At 60.5% G+C, this 13407-nt stretch carries 13 protein-coding genes and 2 pseudogenes; 5 read left to right on the forward strand and 10 right to left on the reverse strand.

Features of this window, described 5'->3' with window-relative positions; genetic code table 11:
- Positions 1 to 89: 89 nt before the first annotated feature.
- Both HYPDE_RS16755 and HYPDE_RS16760 read right to left on the reverse strand, forming a co-directional pair.
- The gene (locus tag HYPDE_RS16755) at positions 90 to 494 is read right to left on the reverse strand and encodes a metallopeptidase family protein (RefSeq protein ID WP_015599723.1); all 405 of its coding nucleotides are present in this window, start codon (positions 492 to 494) and stop codon (positions 90 to 92) included.
- An 84-nt stretch (positions 495 to 578) separates the two neighbouring features.
- On the reverse strand, positions 579 to 1391 hold the full coding sequence (locus HYPDE_RS16760; protein ID WP_015599724.1) for a class I SAM-dependent methyltransferase: 813 nt from the start codon (positions 1389 to 1391) through the stop codon (positions 579 to 581).
- Between the two features lie 173 nt (positions 1392 to 1564).
- Between HYPDE_RS16760 and HYPDE_RS16765 the strand changes: the two genes are divergently transcribed.
- The gene (locus HYPDE_RS16765; RefSeq protein WP_015599725.1) at positions 1565 to 2314 is read left to right on the forward strand and encodes an N-acyl amino acid synthase FeeM domain-containing protein; all 750 of its coding nucleotides are present in this window, start codon (positions 1565 to 1567) and stop codon (positions 2312 to 2314) included.
- A 56-nt stretch (positions 2315 to 2370) separates the two neighbouring features.
- On the opposite strand, the gene leuC is transcribed toward HYPDE_RS16765, so the two are convergent.
- From leuC to trxB, 3 genes are all read right to left on the reverse strand, one after another.
- Complete coding sequence (leuC, locus tag HYPDE_RS16770) at positions 2371 to 3777, reverse strand: 3-isopropylmalate dehydratase large subunit (RefSeq protein WP_015599726.1); 1407 nt, start codon at positions 3775 to 3777, stop codon at positions 2371 to 2373.
- A 112-nt stretch (positions 3778 to 3889) separates the two neighbouring features.
- Positions 3890 to 4777, reverse strand: a complete 888-nt coding sequence (locus tag HYPDE_RS16775) for a LysR family transcriptional regulator (protein WP_015599727.1) — start codon at positions 4775 to 4777, stop codon at positions 3890 to 3892.
- A gap of 115 nt (positions 4778 to 4892) precedes the next feature.
- The gene (gene trxB / locus HYPDE_RS16780) at positions 4893 to 5861 is read right to left on the reverse strand and encodes a thioredoxin-disulfide reductase (RefSeq protein WP_015599728.1); all 969 of its coding nucleotides are present in this window, start codon (positions 5859 to 5861) and stop codon (positions 4893 to 4895) included.
- A gap of 183 nt (positions 5862 to 6044) precedes the next feature.
- Here trxB and HYPDE_RS16785 point away from each other — a divergent pair, with 183 nt between their 5' ends.
- Entirely contained in the window at positions 6045 to 7304 is a 1260-nt protein-coding gene (locus HYPDE_RS16785) for an MFS transporter (RefSeq protein WP_144061301.1), read from the forward strand.
- Positions 7305 to 7309: 5 nt separating this feature from the next.
- Here the strand turns inward: HYPDE_RS16785 and HYPDE_RS16790 are convergent.
- The 5 genes and pseudogenes from HYPDE_RS16790 to HYPDE_RS16805 form a co-directional block, all read right to left on the reverse strand.
- Positions 7310 to 7486 (reverse strand): annotated as a pseudogene (locus HYPDE_RS16790) (JAB domain-containing protein); the annotation flags it as partial.
- Between the two features lie 217 nt (positions 7487 to 7703).
- Positions 7704 to 7936, reverse strand: a pseudogene (locus HYPDE_RS19670) (hypothetical protein).
- Positions 7937 to 8063: 127 nt separating this feature from the next.
- The gene (locus tag HYPDE_RS19200; protein ID WP_144061302.1) at positions 8064 to 8579 is read right to left on the reverse strand and encodes a hypothetical protein; all 516 of its coding nucleotides are present in this window, start codon (positions 8577 to 8579) and stop codon (positions 8064 to 8066) included.
- A 41-nt stretch (positions 8580 to 8620) separates the two neighbouring features.
- Entirely contained in the window at positions 8621 to 9934 is a 1314-nt protein-coding gene (locus HYPDE_RS16800) for a hypothetical protein (protein WP_015599733.1), read from the reverse strand.
- Positions 9935 to 9936: 2 nt separating this feature from the next.
- Positions 9937 to 10668 carry a hypothetical protein gene (locus HYPDE_RS16805; protein ID WP_144061303.1) on the reverse strand — a complete coding sequence of 244 codons (732 nt, stop codon included), beginning with the start codon at positions 10666 to 10668 and terminating at the stop codon, positions 9937 to 9939.
- A 189-nt stretch (positions 10669 to 10857) separates the two neighbouring features.
- Between HYPDE_RS16805 and HYPDE_RS16815 the strand changes: the two genes are divergently transcribed.
- From HYPDE_RS16815 to HYPDE_RS16825, 3 genes are all read left to right on the forward strand, one after another.
- A protein-coding gene (locus tag HYPDE_RS16815) for an IS3 family transposase (RefSeq protein ID WP_144061304.1) occupies positions 10858 to 11996 on the forward strand; the annotation gives its coding sequence in 2 pieces (ribosomal slippage) (positions 10858 to 11122 and positions 11122 to 11996; 1140 coding nt in all).
- 73 nt (positions 11997 to 12069) lie between these two features.
- Entirely contained in the window at positions 12070 to 12699 is a 630-nt protein-coding gene (locus HYPDE_RS16820) for a hypothetical protein (RefSeq protein WP_244437843.1), read from the forward strand.
- 42 nt (positions 12700 to 12741) lie between these two features.
- Positions 12742 to 13386, forward strand: coding sequence for a hypothetical protein (locus HYPDE_RS16825; RefSeq protein WP_015599738.1), 645 nt, complete (start codon positions 12742 to 12744; stop codon positions 13384 to 13386).
- The last annotated feature ends 21 nt before the right edge of the window (positions 13387 to 13407 follow it).

A 13407-nucleotide genomic window follows, 5' to 3' on the forward strand; every position in this document is an offset into this window, starting at 1 on the left:
CGCCGTCCCTACAACATGGCGCGAAACGCCTTGCGGCTCAACCATAGCCAGCTTGTGATATCAAGGAGGTTAATGTGATGTGATCGACTTCACACCGAGACTTCGGCTTCAATAGCCTCCATATCCTCGTCGGAAAAGCCGAAATGATGGCCAATCTCATGTACGAGCACATGGGCGATCAGATGGCCCAGTTCTTCGCCGTTTTCCGTCCATTCATCGAGGATGGCGCGCCGATAGAGAAAAACCATATCGGGTTCACGCGCGCTTTCCATGACGCTCTGTTTCGTCAGGCTAACGCCTTGATAGAGGCCCGTGAGTTCGAATGGGTCTTCGATGTCAAGACTTTTGAGAACCTCGTCGGTTGCGAAATCCTCGACGCGGATCAGAAGATCGCCGGCCATCTCGCGGAACTCGGCCGGCAGATTCTCCCAGGCGTCCGCTGCGAGCGCTTCGAACTCGGCGAGCGTTGGCGCTCTGGCGGCAACCCAGTCCAATGACACTTCGTGCTTCCCTATTCTCGCGACGATCTGCAATCACGGAGATAGTGTCATGGCGAGCGAATGGAAGGGTTTCCTCCTTCAGGCGATTTTGTCCGCGATCACCAGCAACTCCTGCAGCGTAAAATGCAACGCGCCAGTCTCATCGCGGCGCGGCTTCAAGAACGATCGCAAGTTCTGCGGTCCGCTTACCAGAATGCGCTCAAGTTCCGTGATGGTTTCCGGTGTGCATCGCATGCGCGTCACCCATGATTTGAAATCGAGTTCTTTGCCGAATTGCTCACGCGCAACGATCCTGAATCCTGCATTTTCAAGCAAGCCGATCCATGTTTCCGGCGGTGGCGCGTGCCCATGACTTGGGTCTCGTAATTTTTCGAAGGTGTTGTAGGCCGCCGTCGCGTCCACGATTTCGCTCGGCGACGCGCCAAGCAGTTGCTGCGCGTCGGGTGCAACGTTGTCGACCAGAGCGAAGCGTCCGTTTTCTTTCAAAACGCGGCGCGCTTCGCTGACGAAGCGCCCCAAGTCCGGAAAATGATGGGCTGCCAAACGGCAGCAGACGAGGTCGAAGCTTGCGTCCTCAAAAGGAAGCGCGCCGGCTTCCGCCTTCGCGGTTCCTATGTTGTCGAGCTTTTTGTCGGCGGCGAGCTTCGCCGTTTGTGCCAGCATCTCGTCCGTGATGTCGCTGGCAACGACATTTGCGACGTGCGGCGCGAATGCGGCCGCCATGTGCCCGGCACCCGTCGCTATATCGAGAACCCGCCAGCTATGCTGCGGCGCAGCAAGCTCCACGATGCGAGCGAGGCTTTCGCCCTTGGCGTGGACCTCGGAGGTGGCGTAATCGGAGGCGGCTACACCAAACTGCGATCGGACGAGGGCTGTGGCATCTTTCGTCATGCTAATCTCAGCTAAGATTTAATTGTTTCCTAAAAATCCTTTTATACTCAGGCGCTCGGCCAATAATCTTAATACCCTGCAAGAACATTTGCCGCATCGTCCCGTAGCGGCAGCAAGCCTATGTTCTGCACCACTTTTTTACGGGGCATTCCCATAACAAGATCGAGAATTGCATGTCGCAGACGTTAGCGTTCCGCCCACGGCAGGATTCGTTGCCGACAGAAGAGGGCTCATGGCACGGGAACAGCAAATCCTTCGAATTGCGCATTCTCGAAGACGACAATGACATCCGCGAAGCATTACGGCTCCGGGGCCGGGCCTATTCGGCAATCGGCTATGACATCGAAAAATCCGACGGCCAATACACGGACCATTTCGACACTCTAGCGACAACGGTTTTGTTCGGTGCCTACGATAGCGGCCGGTTGGTCGGGTCGGTGCGCCTATGTTTTTCGCTGCCCCAATCCCTCGCGACGCTTCCGTGCGCCTCACACTATCCGGCTCTGAAGGACATGCATCGCTCGCAGAGCCATGGGTTCGTTGAAATATCGAGGCTGTCTATCGAGCCCAACGTCAATAACATTTCCTATCGGACGACACTCTATGCATTTCTGGTGCGTGCATCGTTGACAGCGGCGCTGGCGACGGGCGTTTCGATGCTGCTGATCGCGACGCGGCCCGATTGGGTCAAGTTCTATCGTTATATGCTGGGCTTCCAGCAGATCGGTGAGCCGGCGTTCTATCCTCCCGGCGATTTCAAGATCACGCTGCTTGGCGGGAGTCTTGAGCAGGCGCGTATGCGCCAGCGGCTGCAGAACCGCTTCTTCAAGATTACGGAAGAAGAAATCGCCAGCATGCAGAACGCGATCGGACGGGCATTGAGCCGGACCGATCACGCGGAAGAGATCAAGATCGCTGTTTAATTTGGCGCCGGCGACTCTCCTCCGGAGAGCCGGCCGCCGGCGCAGTCGTGCCTCGCTTAGTCCTGCCAGTTCCGCACGTCGACGAAGTGGCCTTCGAGCGCGGCGGCGGCGGCCATGATCGGCGATACGAGGTGCGTGCGGCCTTTGTAGCCCTGACGGCCTTCGAAGTTGCGGTTCGAGGTCGAGGCGCAACGCTGGCCCGGCTTCAACTGATCCGGGTTCATGCCGAGGCACATCGAGCATCCGGGCTCGCGCCATTCGAAGCCCGCTGCCTTGAATATCTTGTCCAAGCCTTCGGCTTCCGCCTGCTCTTTGACGAGGCCCGATCCCGGCACGATCATCGCGTAGGCGAGGCGTGAGGAGATCTTCTTGCCGTCGACAACTTTTGCCACGGCGCGCAAGTCTTCGATGCGACCATTCGTGCAACTGCCGATCCAGACCACATCGAGAGGAATGTCGGTCATCTTCGTACCCGGCGCGAGACCCATGTAGTCGAGCGCGCGCTGCATCGAAGCGCGTTTATTTTCGTCGTGGACGTCGGCTGGGTTCGGGACTGCGCCGGTGATCGACGTTACGTCCTCGGGGCTCGTGCCCCAGGACACGATCGGAGGCAGCTTTGCGGCATCGAGGCGGACTTCGAGATCGAAGTGCGCCCCGTCGTCGGAATGCAGCGTTTCCCAATACTTCATCGCCATGTCCCAGGCCATGCCTTTCGGCGCCTTGGGGCGATCCTTGATGAAGGCGAATGTCTTTTCATCGGGTGCGATCATGCCGGCGCGGGCGCCCCCTTCGATCGACATGTTGCAGACGGTCATCCGGCCTTCCATCGAAAGCGCGCGGATGGCGTCGCCGGCGTACTCGATAACGGAGCCCGTGCCGCCGGCCGTGCCGATTTCTCCGATGATCGCCAGGATGATGTCCTTGGCGCCGACGCCCCGCGGCGCGACACCATCGACGGTGACGCGCATGTTCTTGGCTTTCTTCTGGATCAGCGTCTGCGTTGCGAGCACGTGCTCGACTTCGGAGGTGCCGATGCCGTGCGCCAACGCGCCGAACGCGCCGTGGGTCGAGGTATGGCTGTCGCCGCAGACGATCGTCGTCCCCGGCAGCGTGAAGCCCTGCTCCGGTCCGACGACGTGGACGATGCCCTGCCGCTTATCAAGCTCGTTGTAATATTCGATGCCGAAGTCGCGCGCGTTTGCCGCCAGCGTTTCGACCTGGACGCGGCTCTGCTCGTCGGCGATGCCTTTCCTGCGGTCGGTCGTCGGGACGTTGTGGTCGACGACGGCCAGCGTCTTCTCGGGTGCGCGTACTTTGCGGCCTGCCATCCGCAGCCCCTCGAACGCCTGCGGGCTCGTCACCTCGTGGATGAGGTGGCGGTCGATGTAGAGGAGGCACGTTCCGTCCTCGGACTGCTCGACCACGTGATCGTCAAATATCTTATCGTAAAGCGTTTTTGCCATGTGTTCAGGGGCCTTAGCGCGGCGTCGAAGGGGTGAAACGGTTAGATAGCGTCAGACCGGCATTTTCGCAAATCAGCCATGGTCGCAGGTTCGATAAGGAAAGCTTTGCGTCTCATCGCGCCCGGCTGATCTTGGATACCAGAAAGTCGCGCAAAAGCTGGACTTTTTTCGAGGACTTCAATTCCTCGGCGTACGCGAAGATCAGGTTGAGCGACGGCTGTTCGATCTCCGCCAGCACCGGCACGAGGTCCGACTGCCCGTCGCTCATGTAGTCCGGGATCATCCCGATGCCGATACCGGCCTGGATCGCGTATTTGATCGCCACGACGCTGTTGACCCTGAGGGCGGCTTCGCGCGGCTGCGTCCCTTCGCGGCCCGCCGTTTCAATCCAGGACATGGCGTCGAGGTGCTGGGCGGGGATGCCGGTATAGGCGATGATCCGGTGGTGATCGAGGTCGGCCAGCATCTTCGGCGTTCCGTGCTTGCGCAGATAGTGAGCGGAAGCGAACGCGCGTACGCGGCTTTCAAACAGGGAGCGGCGGATCAGGTCGGCCTGTTCCGGTTCACGTGTCCAGATCGCGACGTCGGCAGCACGCATGCCGATATCGACCTGATCGTCATTGAGGATCAGCTCGACTCGAATATCCGGATAAAGATCGCCGAATTCCTGAAGCCGCGGCGTCAGCCAGATCGTGCCAAAGCCGATCGGCGCTGTAATGCGAAGATCGCCGGATGGTTTCGTGGTCGAATCCGACAACAGCGTTTCGGCGGTCTGCAGCTTTGCGAAAACTTCCGCTACGGTGCGGTTCAAGAGTTCGCCCTGCTCGGTCAGGACAAGGCCGCGCGCATGACGATGGAAAAGCGTGACTTTGAGGTTGGCTTCCAGCGCCGATATCTGACGGCTGACGGCAGACTGGCTCATGTGCAGCTGCTCGCCGGCGTGCGTAAAACTGCCGGCCTCCGCCGCCGCGTGAAAGATACGCAGTTTGTCCCAATCCATTCTCGACGCTTTCAGTGATTGGCCATGTTGCGCCGGATCGGGCGCGGCCCATAAGCGGCGCCGAAGTCTAGCGAAACCCGGTTACGTTGCAATGCGGTGCTGATGGGTCAACGCATTATTCGGCTGCGTCCGCTTGAGCTTCGACTTTGGCAAGATAGCGTTCGGCCTCGAGCGCGGCCATGCAGCCCATGCCGGCTGCCGTGACTGCCTGACGGAAAACCTCGTCTTTGACGTCGCCTGCCGCGAAGACGCCTGGAATCGCCGTTGCGGTCGAGTCAGGCGCGGTAATCAGATAGCCGGAGGACGTCATCTCAAGCTGGCCTTTGAATAGCTCGGTCGCCGGCGCGTGGCCGATGGCAACGAAAAAGCCGTCCGTCCCGATTTCAGATTTGGCGCCGGTCTTCACGTTTTTCAGAACGACACCTGTGACCGACTTCGGCGATTGCGTGCCGACGACTTCTTCGACGACGCTGTCCCAGATGACCTCGATCTTCGGGTTCTTGAAAAGGCGCTCCTGCAGGATCTTTTCAGCGCGCAGGAAGTCGCGGCGATGAACGAGCGTCACCTTGTTCGCGAAGTTCGTCAGGAACAGTGCTTCCTCGACGGCCGTGTTGCCGCCGCCAACAACGACGACGTCCTTGCCCTTGTAGAAAAAGCCGTCGCAGGTGGCGCAGGCAGAAACGCCGTGACCCTTGAAGTGGACCTCTGACGGGAGATCGAGCCAGCGGGCCTGCGCGCCCGTGCAGATGATCAACGTATCGCAGGTATAGGTATCACCGCTGTCGCCTTCGAGCCGGATCGGGCGGGCGCGCAACTCGACCTTGTTGATGTGGTCCATGATGATATTGGTGCCGACGTGCTCGGCCTGCGCCTGCATCTGCTCCATCAGCCAGGGGCCCTGGATCGGCTCGGCGAATCCCGGATAGTTCTCGACGTCGGTCGTAATAGTGAGCTGGCCGCCGGGCTGCGAGCCCTGAATCAAGGTGGGGGCGAGCATGGCGCGGGCGGCGTAAATGGCGGCCGTGTAGCCGGCAGGGCCGGAGCCGAGGACGATCACCTTGGAGTGGTGGGGTTTCTTGGTCATGATTCAAAGCTCCGGGAAGGGCTGATAATTAGGGGAGCCGGGACCGGAACGTCAATGACGGGCAGGGTTAGCCGCGGCAATAGGGGCATCCGTCAGGCGACCTTGGGCGCGGCACGACCTATTTTGGGGCAAAATCGAGGGGTTGATCGCGTGGATGAGGCCAAAACGCCGTCGACTCTCAGCATGCCTGAGCGAATCAAGGCCATTCTCATCGGCTCTTCCGGCAACCTCGTCGAGTGGTACGATTTTTATGTCTACGCGGCGTTCTCGCTCTATTTCGCAAAGGCGTTCTTTCCGGCGGGCGACCAGACGGCGCAACTCTTGAACACGGCGGCCATATTCGCCGTCGGTTTCCTGATGCGCCCGATCGGGGCGTGGTTCTTCGGGCGCATGGCCGACCGGCACGGCCGGCGCGTCGCGCTGACAACCTCGGTTCTGCTGATGTGCTTCGGTTCTGCACTGGTCGCCGTTACACCAGTCTACGCAACAATCGGCATTGCGGCGCCCGTCATCCTGCTTCTTGCGCGGATGATTCAAGGTTTGAGCCTCGGCGGCGAGTACGGCACGAGCGCCACATACCTCTCGGAAATGGCGACATCCGATCGACGCGGCTTCTATTCGAGCTTCCAATACGTGACGCTGATCGGCGGGCAACTCGCGGCCATGCTGGTGCTTGTGGTCCTGCAGAAGTTCGTACTGATGCCCGCCGAGCTTGATGCCTGGGGGTGGCGCATTCCGTTCGCGATCGGCGCTGGGCTTGCCGTCATCGCCTACGTCATGCGGCGCGATCTTCACGAGACGGAAGCATTCAGCCGGGCGACGCGGCGAGAAGGCTCGCTCAAAGCGCTTCTCGCACATCCGCGCGAAGTTGCGATCGTCGTCGGATTGACGCTCGGCGGTACGCTCGCGTTCTATACCTACACGACCTACATGCAGAAATTTCTGGTCAACACGTCGGGCTTCGCGAAGGATACCGCGACGTTGGTCTCAGCGTCGGCGCTGTTCATTTACATGCTGATGCAGCCCGTTGTCGGCGCTATATCCGATGTGATCGGACGGCGTCTTGTGCTGATCGCATTCGGTGTCCTTGGAGTATTGTGCACAGTACCGTTGCTCATGACTTTGCAGGCAACGAAGGACCCGTTCGCAGCTTTCGCCCTGATCGTCGCGGGTTTGGCTATCGTGTCGTGCTACACGGCGATCAATGCGGTCGTCAAAGCAGAGCTTTTTCCAACGTCCGTGCGGGCACTCGGCGTCGGGTTGCCTTATGCGCTGACGGTCGCGCTTTTCGGAGGTACGGCTGAGTATGTTGCGCTGTGGCTCAAGCAGGCGGGTCGCGAGACGGACTTCTATTGGTACGTCACGGCCTGCATCGGGGTTTCTTTGATCGTCTATGCGACGATGCGTGATACGCGCGACGACAGCGCGATCAACAAGAGCTGAAGCGATTAAATCAACCTCAACGCCTTCAAGCTGGCGTGGCCGTTGCGGCCGACAATGATGTGGTCGTGAACGGTGATGCCAAGGGGTTTCGCGGCATCGACGATCTGCTTCGTCACGTCGATATCGGCGCGCGAGGGTGTCGGGTCGCCCGACGGGTGATTGTGGATCAATATACTCGAAGACCAGTTTCTGTTATTTTTCAACATATTGCCGACACGCTAAAATCAACAGGGGTCGTTAATTGGTATATGTGGTGCGTGACTGGTCGTGATGAATAATTCCTGATCATGTAGGATCTTAGATGATATTCCAACGTCACGCCGGATCACGGATTCCGCATCATAAGTCTCGTCATATCGCATCGCCTGGGACTTAAATAGCCAGCTATGACGATTCGGATCAACCGACCGAAGCGTATTCCTCCAGCGACAAAGATCGGGAGGGTCTGCAAACCAGAGATTGAATTTGTCCCAGCGATCGAGTTCGCCGACGGGATAGAGGACCGCCTTGCCGATCTTGATGAAGGACGGTCCGATACGCATGGCTCTCTAATTTCGTAGCGTGCCTTCGCTGACCTCGCCACGGTAGCAGGTAATGACTTCTTCGAGTGTTAGGTAGACGGGGGACGGCACAGGGTCTCCTGAGGACAAGCGATTGTGCAGCAGCCTGTTGCACAATTGGGTGCGCCTTTGGGAGGGCGTCGAGCAGCTTTGCGAGGGGGGCGATTTTGGCGCTCTCCAAGACAGCCGCTCGGCGAGCTCAGCGGCCACCCGCATAAAGATTGCGGCAAGCCTCGTCTTCGGCTTCCTGCAGTTTCCGGACATAGGCGACGAGGCGCTCGTCGGCGTCGAGCGCATAGAACCTCGAGGGTCGGGGGCCGACCGTCAAGCCCACCGCAATTGGCCGCGCGTTCGTATCTACGAGGAACAGAACGTCACCGCCCGGCGAAATCGGCCGGTGCTTTGGGTTATCATGCAGTGGGGTTACGTCGACCAATTGACCCGTCGGTGTATGCCAAACTGCATGGTGCACGGCGATGAGGTAGCCGGGCCCGGGAATGTCCTCCACCACGCGATAATGGAACATCCAGCCGAACAGCGCGCGGCCACCCTTCTGTTCCGCTTGACAGACGGCGTTCTCAAAACATCGGGTCGGCGTGGCCCAAGCTTCCGGTCGATGAACGGCAAGACCAAGTGGTTCCCGGCTAATGGTGCGAGCGAACGCTTCCAGATGCGGCTGAACATCGAAGGCATTTGGGGCGGCGGATTCAGGCACGAGAAGGTCCTATTGGAAGGGTAGGTACAGCGCAGTCTGTCCTACAGGTACGCGATGCCTTGATTGAGAAGGTTGGCCAACACGTCCGCCCGCGAGCGGGCCGGGTGCACAGCCAGCGCGACCAACGCGCGTGCCACACGTCGCGCGAGATTACGCGCCAGGACGCGCTGCGGCGTCGAGATTTTTTGTAGTCCAGACCGGCCGTGGACGAACGCGCTTCGCAGCTCGAACAGGTCCTTATAGTCCTGCACTGCCTTCGCATCTGTGATCGCCGCACCGATCCGGGCAGCAACACGTTCGGTCGCCGACAGCTTTGGATGCGGGTCGGGCTTAGGCCGTAGCTGGCGCTTGTGATCGCTTTCCAGGCCGAGCGCCGCCTCGATCGCGGTCATGTGAGCCATCACCTCGTCGATGCCGTCGGCGAGGAAGGCCCGGACAAGGAAATGCACGACCGGCGTCTCAAAGAGTGGCGTCGAGCGCGCTGCCTGCAACTCGGTCCAAGCTGCGTCGGTGAAGAGCTGCAGCTCCGTCTTGGCGCTGTCGTCGAGCGGCAAGGTGCTCGGCCGCTCCAGCTCGATCTCTTCACCCCAATGGTCTTCGACGATCCAGGGCTCAAGCGTGAGGCTGTCTGGATTGGGTGGCCGCGCCGGCCGGACGAAGAGGTCTTCGTCTAACGTGTAGATCCACGGCACGCGAAAGCCGCGCCAGTCGACCTCCTGCATTGTCGACCATTCCTCCCATCGGGCCAGCAGTAGGAAAAAGAGTGCGCCTTCAACGGCTGGAGGGAACCGACCGAGATGGGGTTCGATTTCGCCGAAGTCCCGGCGCATATCGACGAACATAAACGGGGTCGCGCGCGCCTCGGGTCTCGGATCGACCTCGATTTCTTCCTCAACGACCAACCAATGGAACTGAGCGAGGCGCTTGGACTCGAACAACAGCGACGGGAAGTTGCGCGCGAGCCTCGGCGCATCGAACAGCTTCTCCAATTCCTCGGCGGTGAACTGGGCAACTCGCGCGCCGCCGAACGTCATCGGCGGCAAATCGTCGGCCAGATCGAGCGGGCAGATGTGTCGGCGCACCGTCATCACACGCGTGTAGGCTGCGTCGAGCGCGGCCGCGGCCGTGAGCAAGTCGAGCGCGCGCCCCGATTGGTCGAGCGGCAGCTCGCATGGCAGGCCGAGTGACCTGAGCGCGCTGCTCAGCGCGAACGTGGCCTTGCCGCGACCATAGCGCCGATCGCAGAGCTCGCTCAGTGCGACGAAGGCCGGCGCTGACAGCAGATTGTCCGGGCCCGGCCGCGGAATGCGCCATAGGGTGGCCAGGGCGTCGAGGAACTGCTGATCCGCCGCCATCGCTAGGCGCCGCCATCGGGCGTCGCCTGTGGCCGCCAGTTCCGCTCTGTACGTTCTCGCGCGAGCTTGGCTTCGAGGCTCGGATGCTTCCGCTCGATGCTCTCGTTGTAGATATACTCCGCATCGTCCCAGAAGATGGCGACCGCCGCGACGAACTCCCTGAGCCGTTCGACGGGCACGTCCATCAGCGCGATGGGCGGCAGCCCGGAGTCACGCGGCTGATCCTCGAACGGCATCGGCGGATAAACCCGCCACAGCTCGGGACAGCGCATGGCCACCTCAATGGCTGACGACCCGTCGCCATGCCGGCAGGCGTTACCGAGGAGTTGCAGCGTGTCCAAGTCGGCGAAGCTTGGGAAGGCGTTGAGCCGGATGCCGCGCAGTTCCAGAAAAAGCTCGCAGAGCTGCGTCCAGTTCGCCTTTGTCACCTGCGCAGCCAAAGCGTTGCTGGGCATAAGCTCGCTCGCGCATCCGCGCAGATAACCGCGGAGTTGGCGCTCCCAGATGGACTGGATTGCAAGGCCGAACGCCATTTTCGTCTCTTTGAGCACATCCTCCATGTCGGCCTGGGCGAAGGCGTCGCCAGGATCGCCACTGCGACCCAGTGCGGAAATTTTATCCTCGAGGGCGCAGATCGCGGGGGCGATCACGTCGTCGAAGAATGATTGCACGGTGATTCCGTGCTTCGATGCCGCCACGTCGGCGTAGCAGTTCTTCCAGCGGAACACCTTCATGCGACTTGAAGACATGAGCTTGTACTCGCTGACTGGCTATTTTGTCAGCCATTGGCCATAAGCTTCGACATCGATCATCGGAACGGTCCCGCTGAACTGAAGCTGCGAAATCAGCTTGAACAGTGAGGTGGTCCCGGGAAATCGGACAGGAGGTTAAGGTGGGTTCGACCGAGAGGAAGGACGGACCCGATGACGGGCAAGCGGAAGCGGTATTCGGCTGAGTTCAAGGCGAAGGTTGCGCTGGAGGCGCTGCGGGGCGAGCGGACGATTGGGGAACTGGGGGCCAAGCATGGCCTTCATCCGACGATGATCGCCGCGTGGAAGCGGCAGGCGGTGGAGGGTATGGCCGCGGTGTTTGCCGGCAAGGCCGGGGCGGCGGAAGTTGCCCGCGAGAGCGAAATCGACAAGCTCCACGCCAAGATCGGCCAGTTGGTGGTGGAGCGAGATTTTTTATCGAAGGCCTCCGGTCGTTGAGCCTGGATCGGAGGCGTCAGATGATCGATCCGCAGCACCCGCGGCTCTCGATCCAGCGGCAATGCCGGCTGGTGTCGATCAGCCGTTCGGCGTTCTACTACCGCCCGGCAGGCGAGACGCCGCTGAACCTGGAGCTGATGCGCCGGCTCGATGCCCAGTTCCTGGAGGCGCCGTGGTACGGCTCGCGCCAGATGGCACGCTGCCTGCGCCGGCAGGGTTACATGGTCGGCCGCAAGCGGGTGCGGCGGCTCATGGCCAAGATGGGCCTGGTGCCGATCTACCAAGCCCCGCGCACGACGGTGCCGCACCCCGAGCACAGGACCTATAAGTACCTGCTGCGCGATCTGGTGATCGAGCGGCCCAACCAGGTCTGGTGCGCCGACATCACCTATATCCCGATGCGGCGCGGCTTCCTGTATCTGGTGGCGGTAATGGACTGGGCGGCGCGGAAGGTGCTGAGCTGGCGGCTCTCCAACACCATGGAGGCGGACTTCTGCATTGAGGCCCTCGAGGAGGCGCTTGCCCGCCACGGCGCGCCGGAGATCTTCAACACCGACCAGGGCAGCCAGTTCACCTCGCCCCGGTTCGTCGAGGTGGTGCAGGCTGCCGGCGCCCGCGTCTCGATGGATGGGCGCGGTCGATGGATGGACAATGTCTTCATCGAGCGGCTGTGGCGCAGCCTCAAATACGAATGCGTCTACCTGCACGCCTTCGAGACCGGTTCCGAGCTACGGGCAGGCCTCGCCCGCTGGATCGGATATTACAACACCGAGAGGCCCCACTCGGCGCTCGGCGGCAGGACCCCCGACGAGGCCTATGACCCGGCACCCGGCGACACCAGATTGGCGGCATAAGACAGACCTGAATCCACCTTAGCCAAGCCGCCAAACTGTCCAAATGAAGGGGACCACCTCACGCTTCGCAGCGATGACGGACGATGAGCTTCGAACTGAACTGGCTCAGAAGCCCTGTCCCGTTCGCCGGCTTCGGATCAACGCAGCGCCAACATTGACGGCTCTCTACGACGCGCCAGAGGTGATGCTGGACGGCGTTGATATCGATGCGATTGAAGCGCGAGCGCGCCGGGTGAAGGATAATCCGGCGCTCTGCTCCCGGCTTGTCTTGGCTTACACTTCAACGCGCGAACCCCGCACGCCTTCACGGCATGCCGAGGAGCGCCTCTATGACGGATTTCCTGGTCCGCAAGATGAAGCCCGCATGGTCGAGTTCCACGATGCGGATTGGGGAGACAGATTATCGATTATTCAAAATCTCGATGACGAGCGCTTGCGGTTTTTTGGCCTTCGTTTGCTCTACTTCGAGGCGCGTTCGGTTCTACCAGAAGCTCTCCGACTTGAGCTTGAACATACCCTAAGTGGTCGCTTGGTTGATGTTGACGCCGGTGGCTTAACTCTCGAACAGGCCCTGCGCGAGATCGACGAAATGCCAAGCGACGATGCATCGGATGCGGGAGGACTCCTGGCGGACTACCGGACATATCTTGTCGGTCGGATGACGCGAGTCACCGACTTCCGGGCGAAGCAGTTCGCCATCTAGATACGCTGATGGCGCGGCCGGCTAGCGCGCGAGGGAAGAGAGATGGCTGCATCGTTTAGCTTCGTCAAAAAGGTTGCGCCAAAATCAATTGATGCGATGGCCATCGCGGAAGTAGTCGATCGGATCGAGACCTTGAACCAAGGCATCGCCAAGTTCTGGTCAAAGAGCGACGGCTGGGCTCCTGTTGTCGCCGCCGGCCTGCTCGGAAAATCACGGCTCGATTGGCAAGCATCATTGTCGGGCTCGCTTAGGCTCTGGATGCGCGAGCCATCCAACGCGCTCACGCCGGCGGAACTCATCCTGGCCTGGGCCAATCTGGGAAGCCTCGTCGAAGGCACGATCAAGACGCTTCTGTCAGTTTGGTACGAAACCTATAAGGCCGACATCGACAATCTCAAGAAGGCGAACGCTTACGACAACGCAAAGCAGATGGCACACGCCCCGGACGGTCTCGGGCTGGAGAAGCTGCGCAACTATTGCAAAACGAAAGAGCTGCTCGGCGCCGAAGGCGACGCGCTTGTCGAACTCGTGCAGCAGCGTCGAAACGCTATCCATGCATTCAAAGACCGACCGATTGGTGACGGGATCGAATTTCAGAAGGCCGTGCGCAGCTATCTCGCACTCCTTCGGACGATCAACGGCAGACTTCCATATCCGGATGCGATGTATGAACCGCACGAGCACTAGGTGAATTTTTGCGAGATCTGA

It is taken from the genome of Hyphomicrobium denitrificans 1NES1 (assembly GCF_000230975.2).
Lineage (GTDB): Bacteria > Pseudomonadota > Alphaproteobacteria > Rhizobiales > Hyphomicrobiaceae > Hyphomicrobium_B > Hyphomicrobium_B denitrificans_A.

What these genes read in the sequence shown, in the direction of transcription:
- HYPDE_RS16820 (WP_244437843.1), top strand. Translation starts at nt 12,070, where the DNA reads ATGACGGACGATGAGCTTCGAACTGAACTGGCTCAGAAGCCCTGTCCC.
- HYPDE_RS16805 (WP_144061303.1), bottom strand. Translation starts at nt 10,668, where the DNA reads ATGAAGGTGTTCCGCTGGAAGAACTGCTACGCCGACGTGGCGGCATCG.
- HYPDE_RS16775 (WP_015599727.1), bottom strand. Translation starts at nt 4,777, where the DNA reads ATGGATTGGGACAAACTGCGTATCTTTCACGCGGCGGCGGAGGCCGGC.
- leuC (WP_015599726.1), bottom strand. Translation starts at nt 3,777, where the DNA reads ATGGCAAAAACGCTTTACGATAAGATATTTGACGATCACGTGGTCGAG.
- trxB (WP_015599728.1), bottom strand. Translation starts at nt 5,861, where the DNA reads ATGACCAAGAAACCCCACCACTCCAAGGTGATCGTCCTCGGCTCCGGC.
- HYPDE_RS16760 (WP_015599724.1), bottom strand. Translation starts at nt 1,391, where the DNA reads ATGACGAAAGATGCCACAGCCCTCGTCCGATCGCAGTTTGGTGTAGCC.
- HYPDE_RS16765 (WP_015599725.1), top strand. Translation starts at nt 1,565, where the DNA reads ATGTCGCAGACGTTAGCGTTCCGCCCACGGCAGGATTCGTTGCCGACA.
- HYPDE_RS16800 (WP_015599733.1), bottom strand. Translation starts at nt 9,934, where the DNA reads ATGGCGGCGGATCAGCAGTTCCTCGACGCCCTGGCCACCCTATGGCGC.
- HYPDE_RS16825 (WP_015599738.1), top strand. Translation starts at nt 12,742, where the DNA reads ATGGCTGCATCGTTTAGCTTCGTCAAAAAGGTTGCGCCAAAATCAATT.
- HYPDE_RS16785 (WP_144061301.1), top strand. Translation starts at nt 6,045, where the DNA reads ATGCCTGAGCGAATCAAGGCCATTCTCATCGGCTCTTCCGGCAACCTC.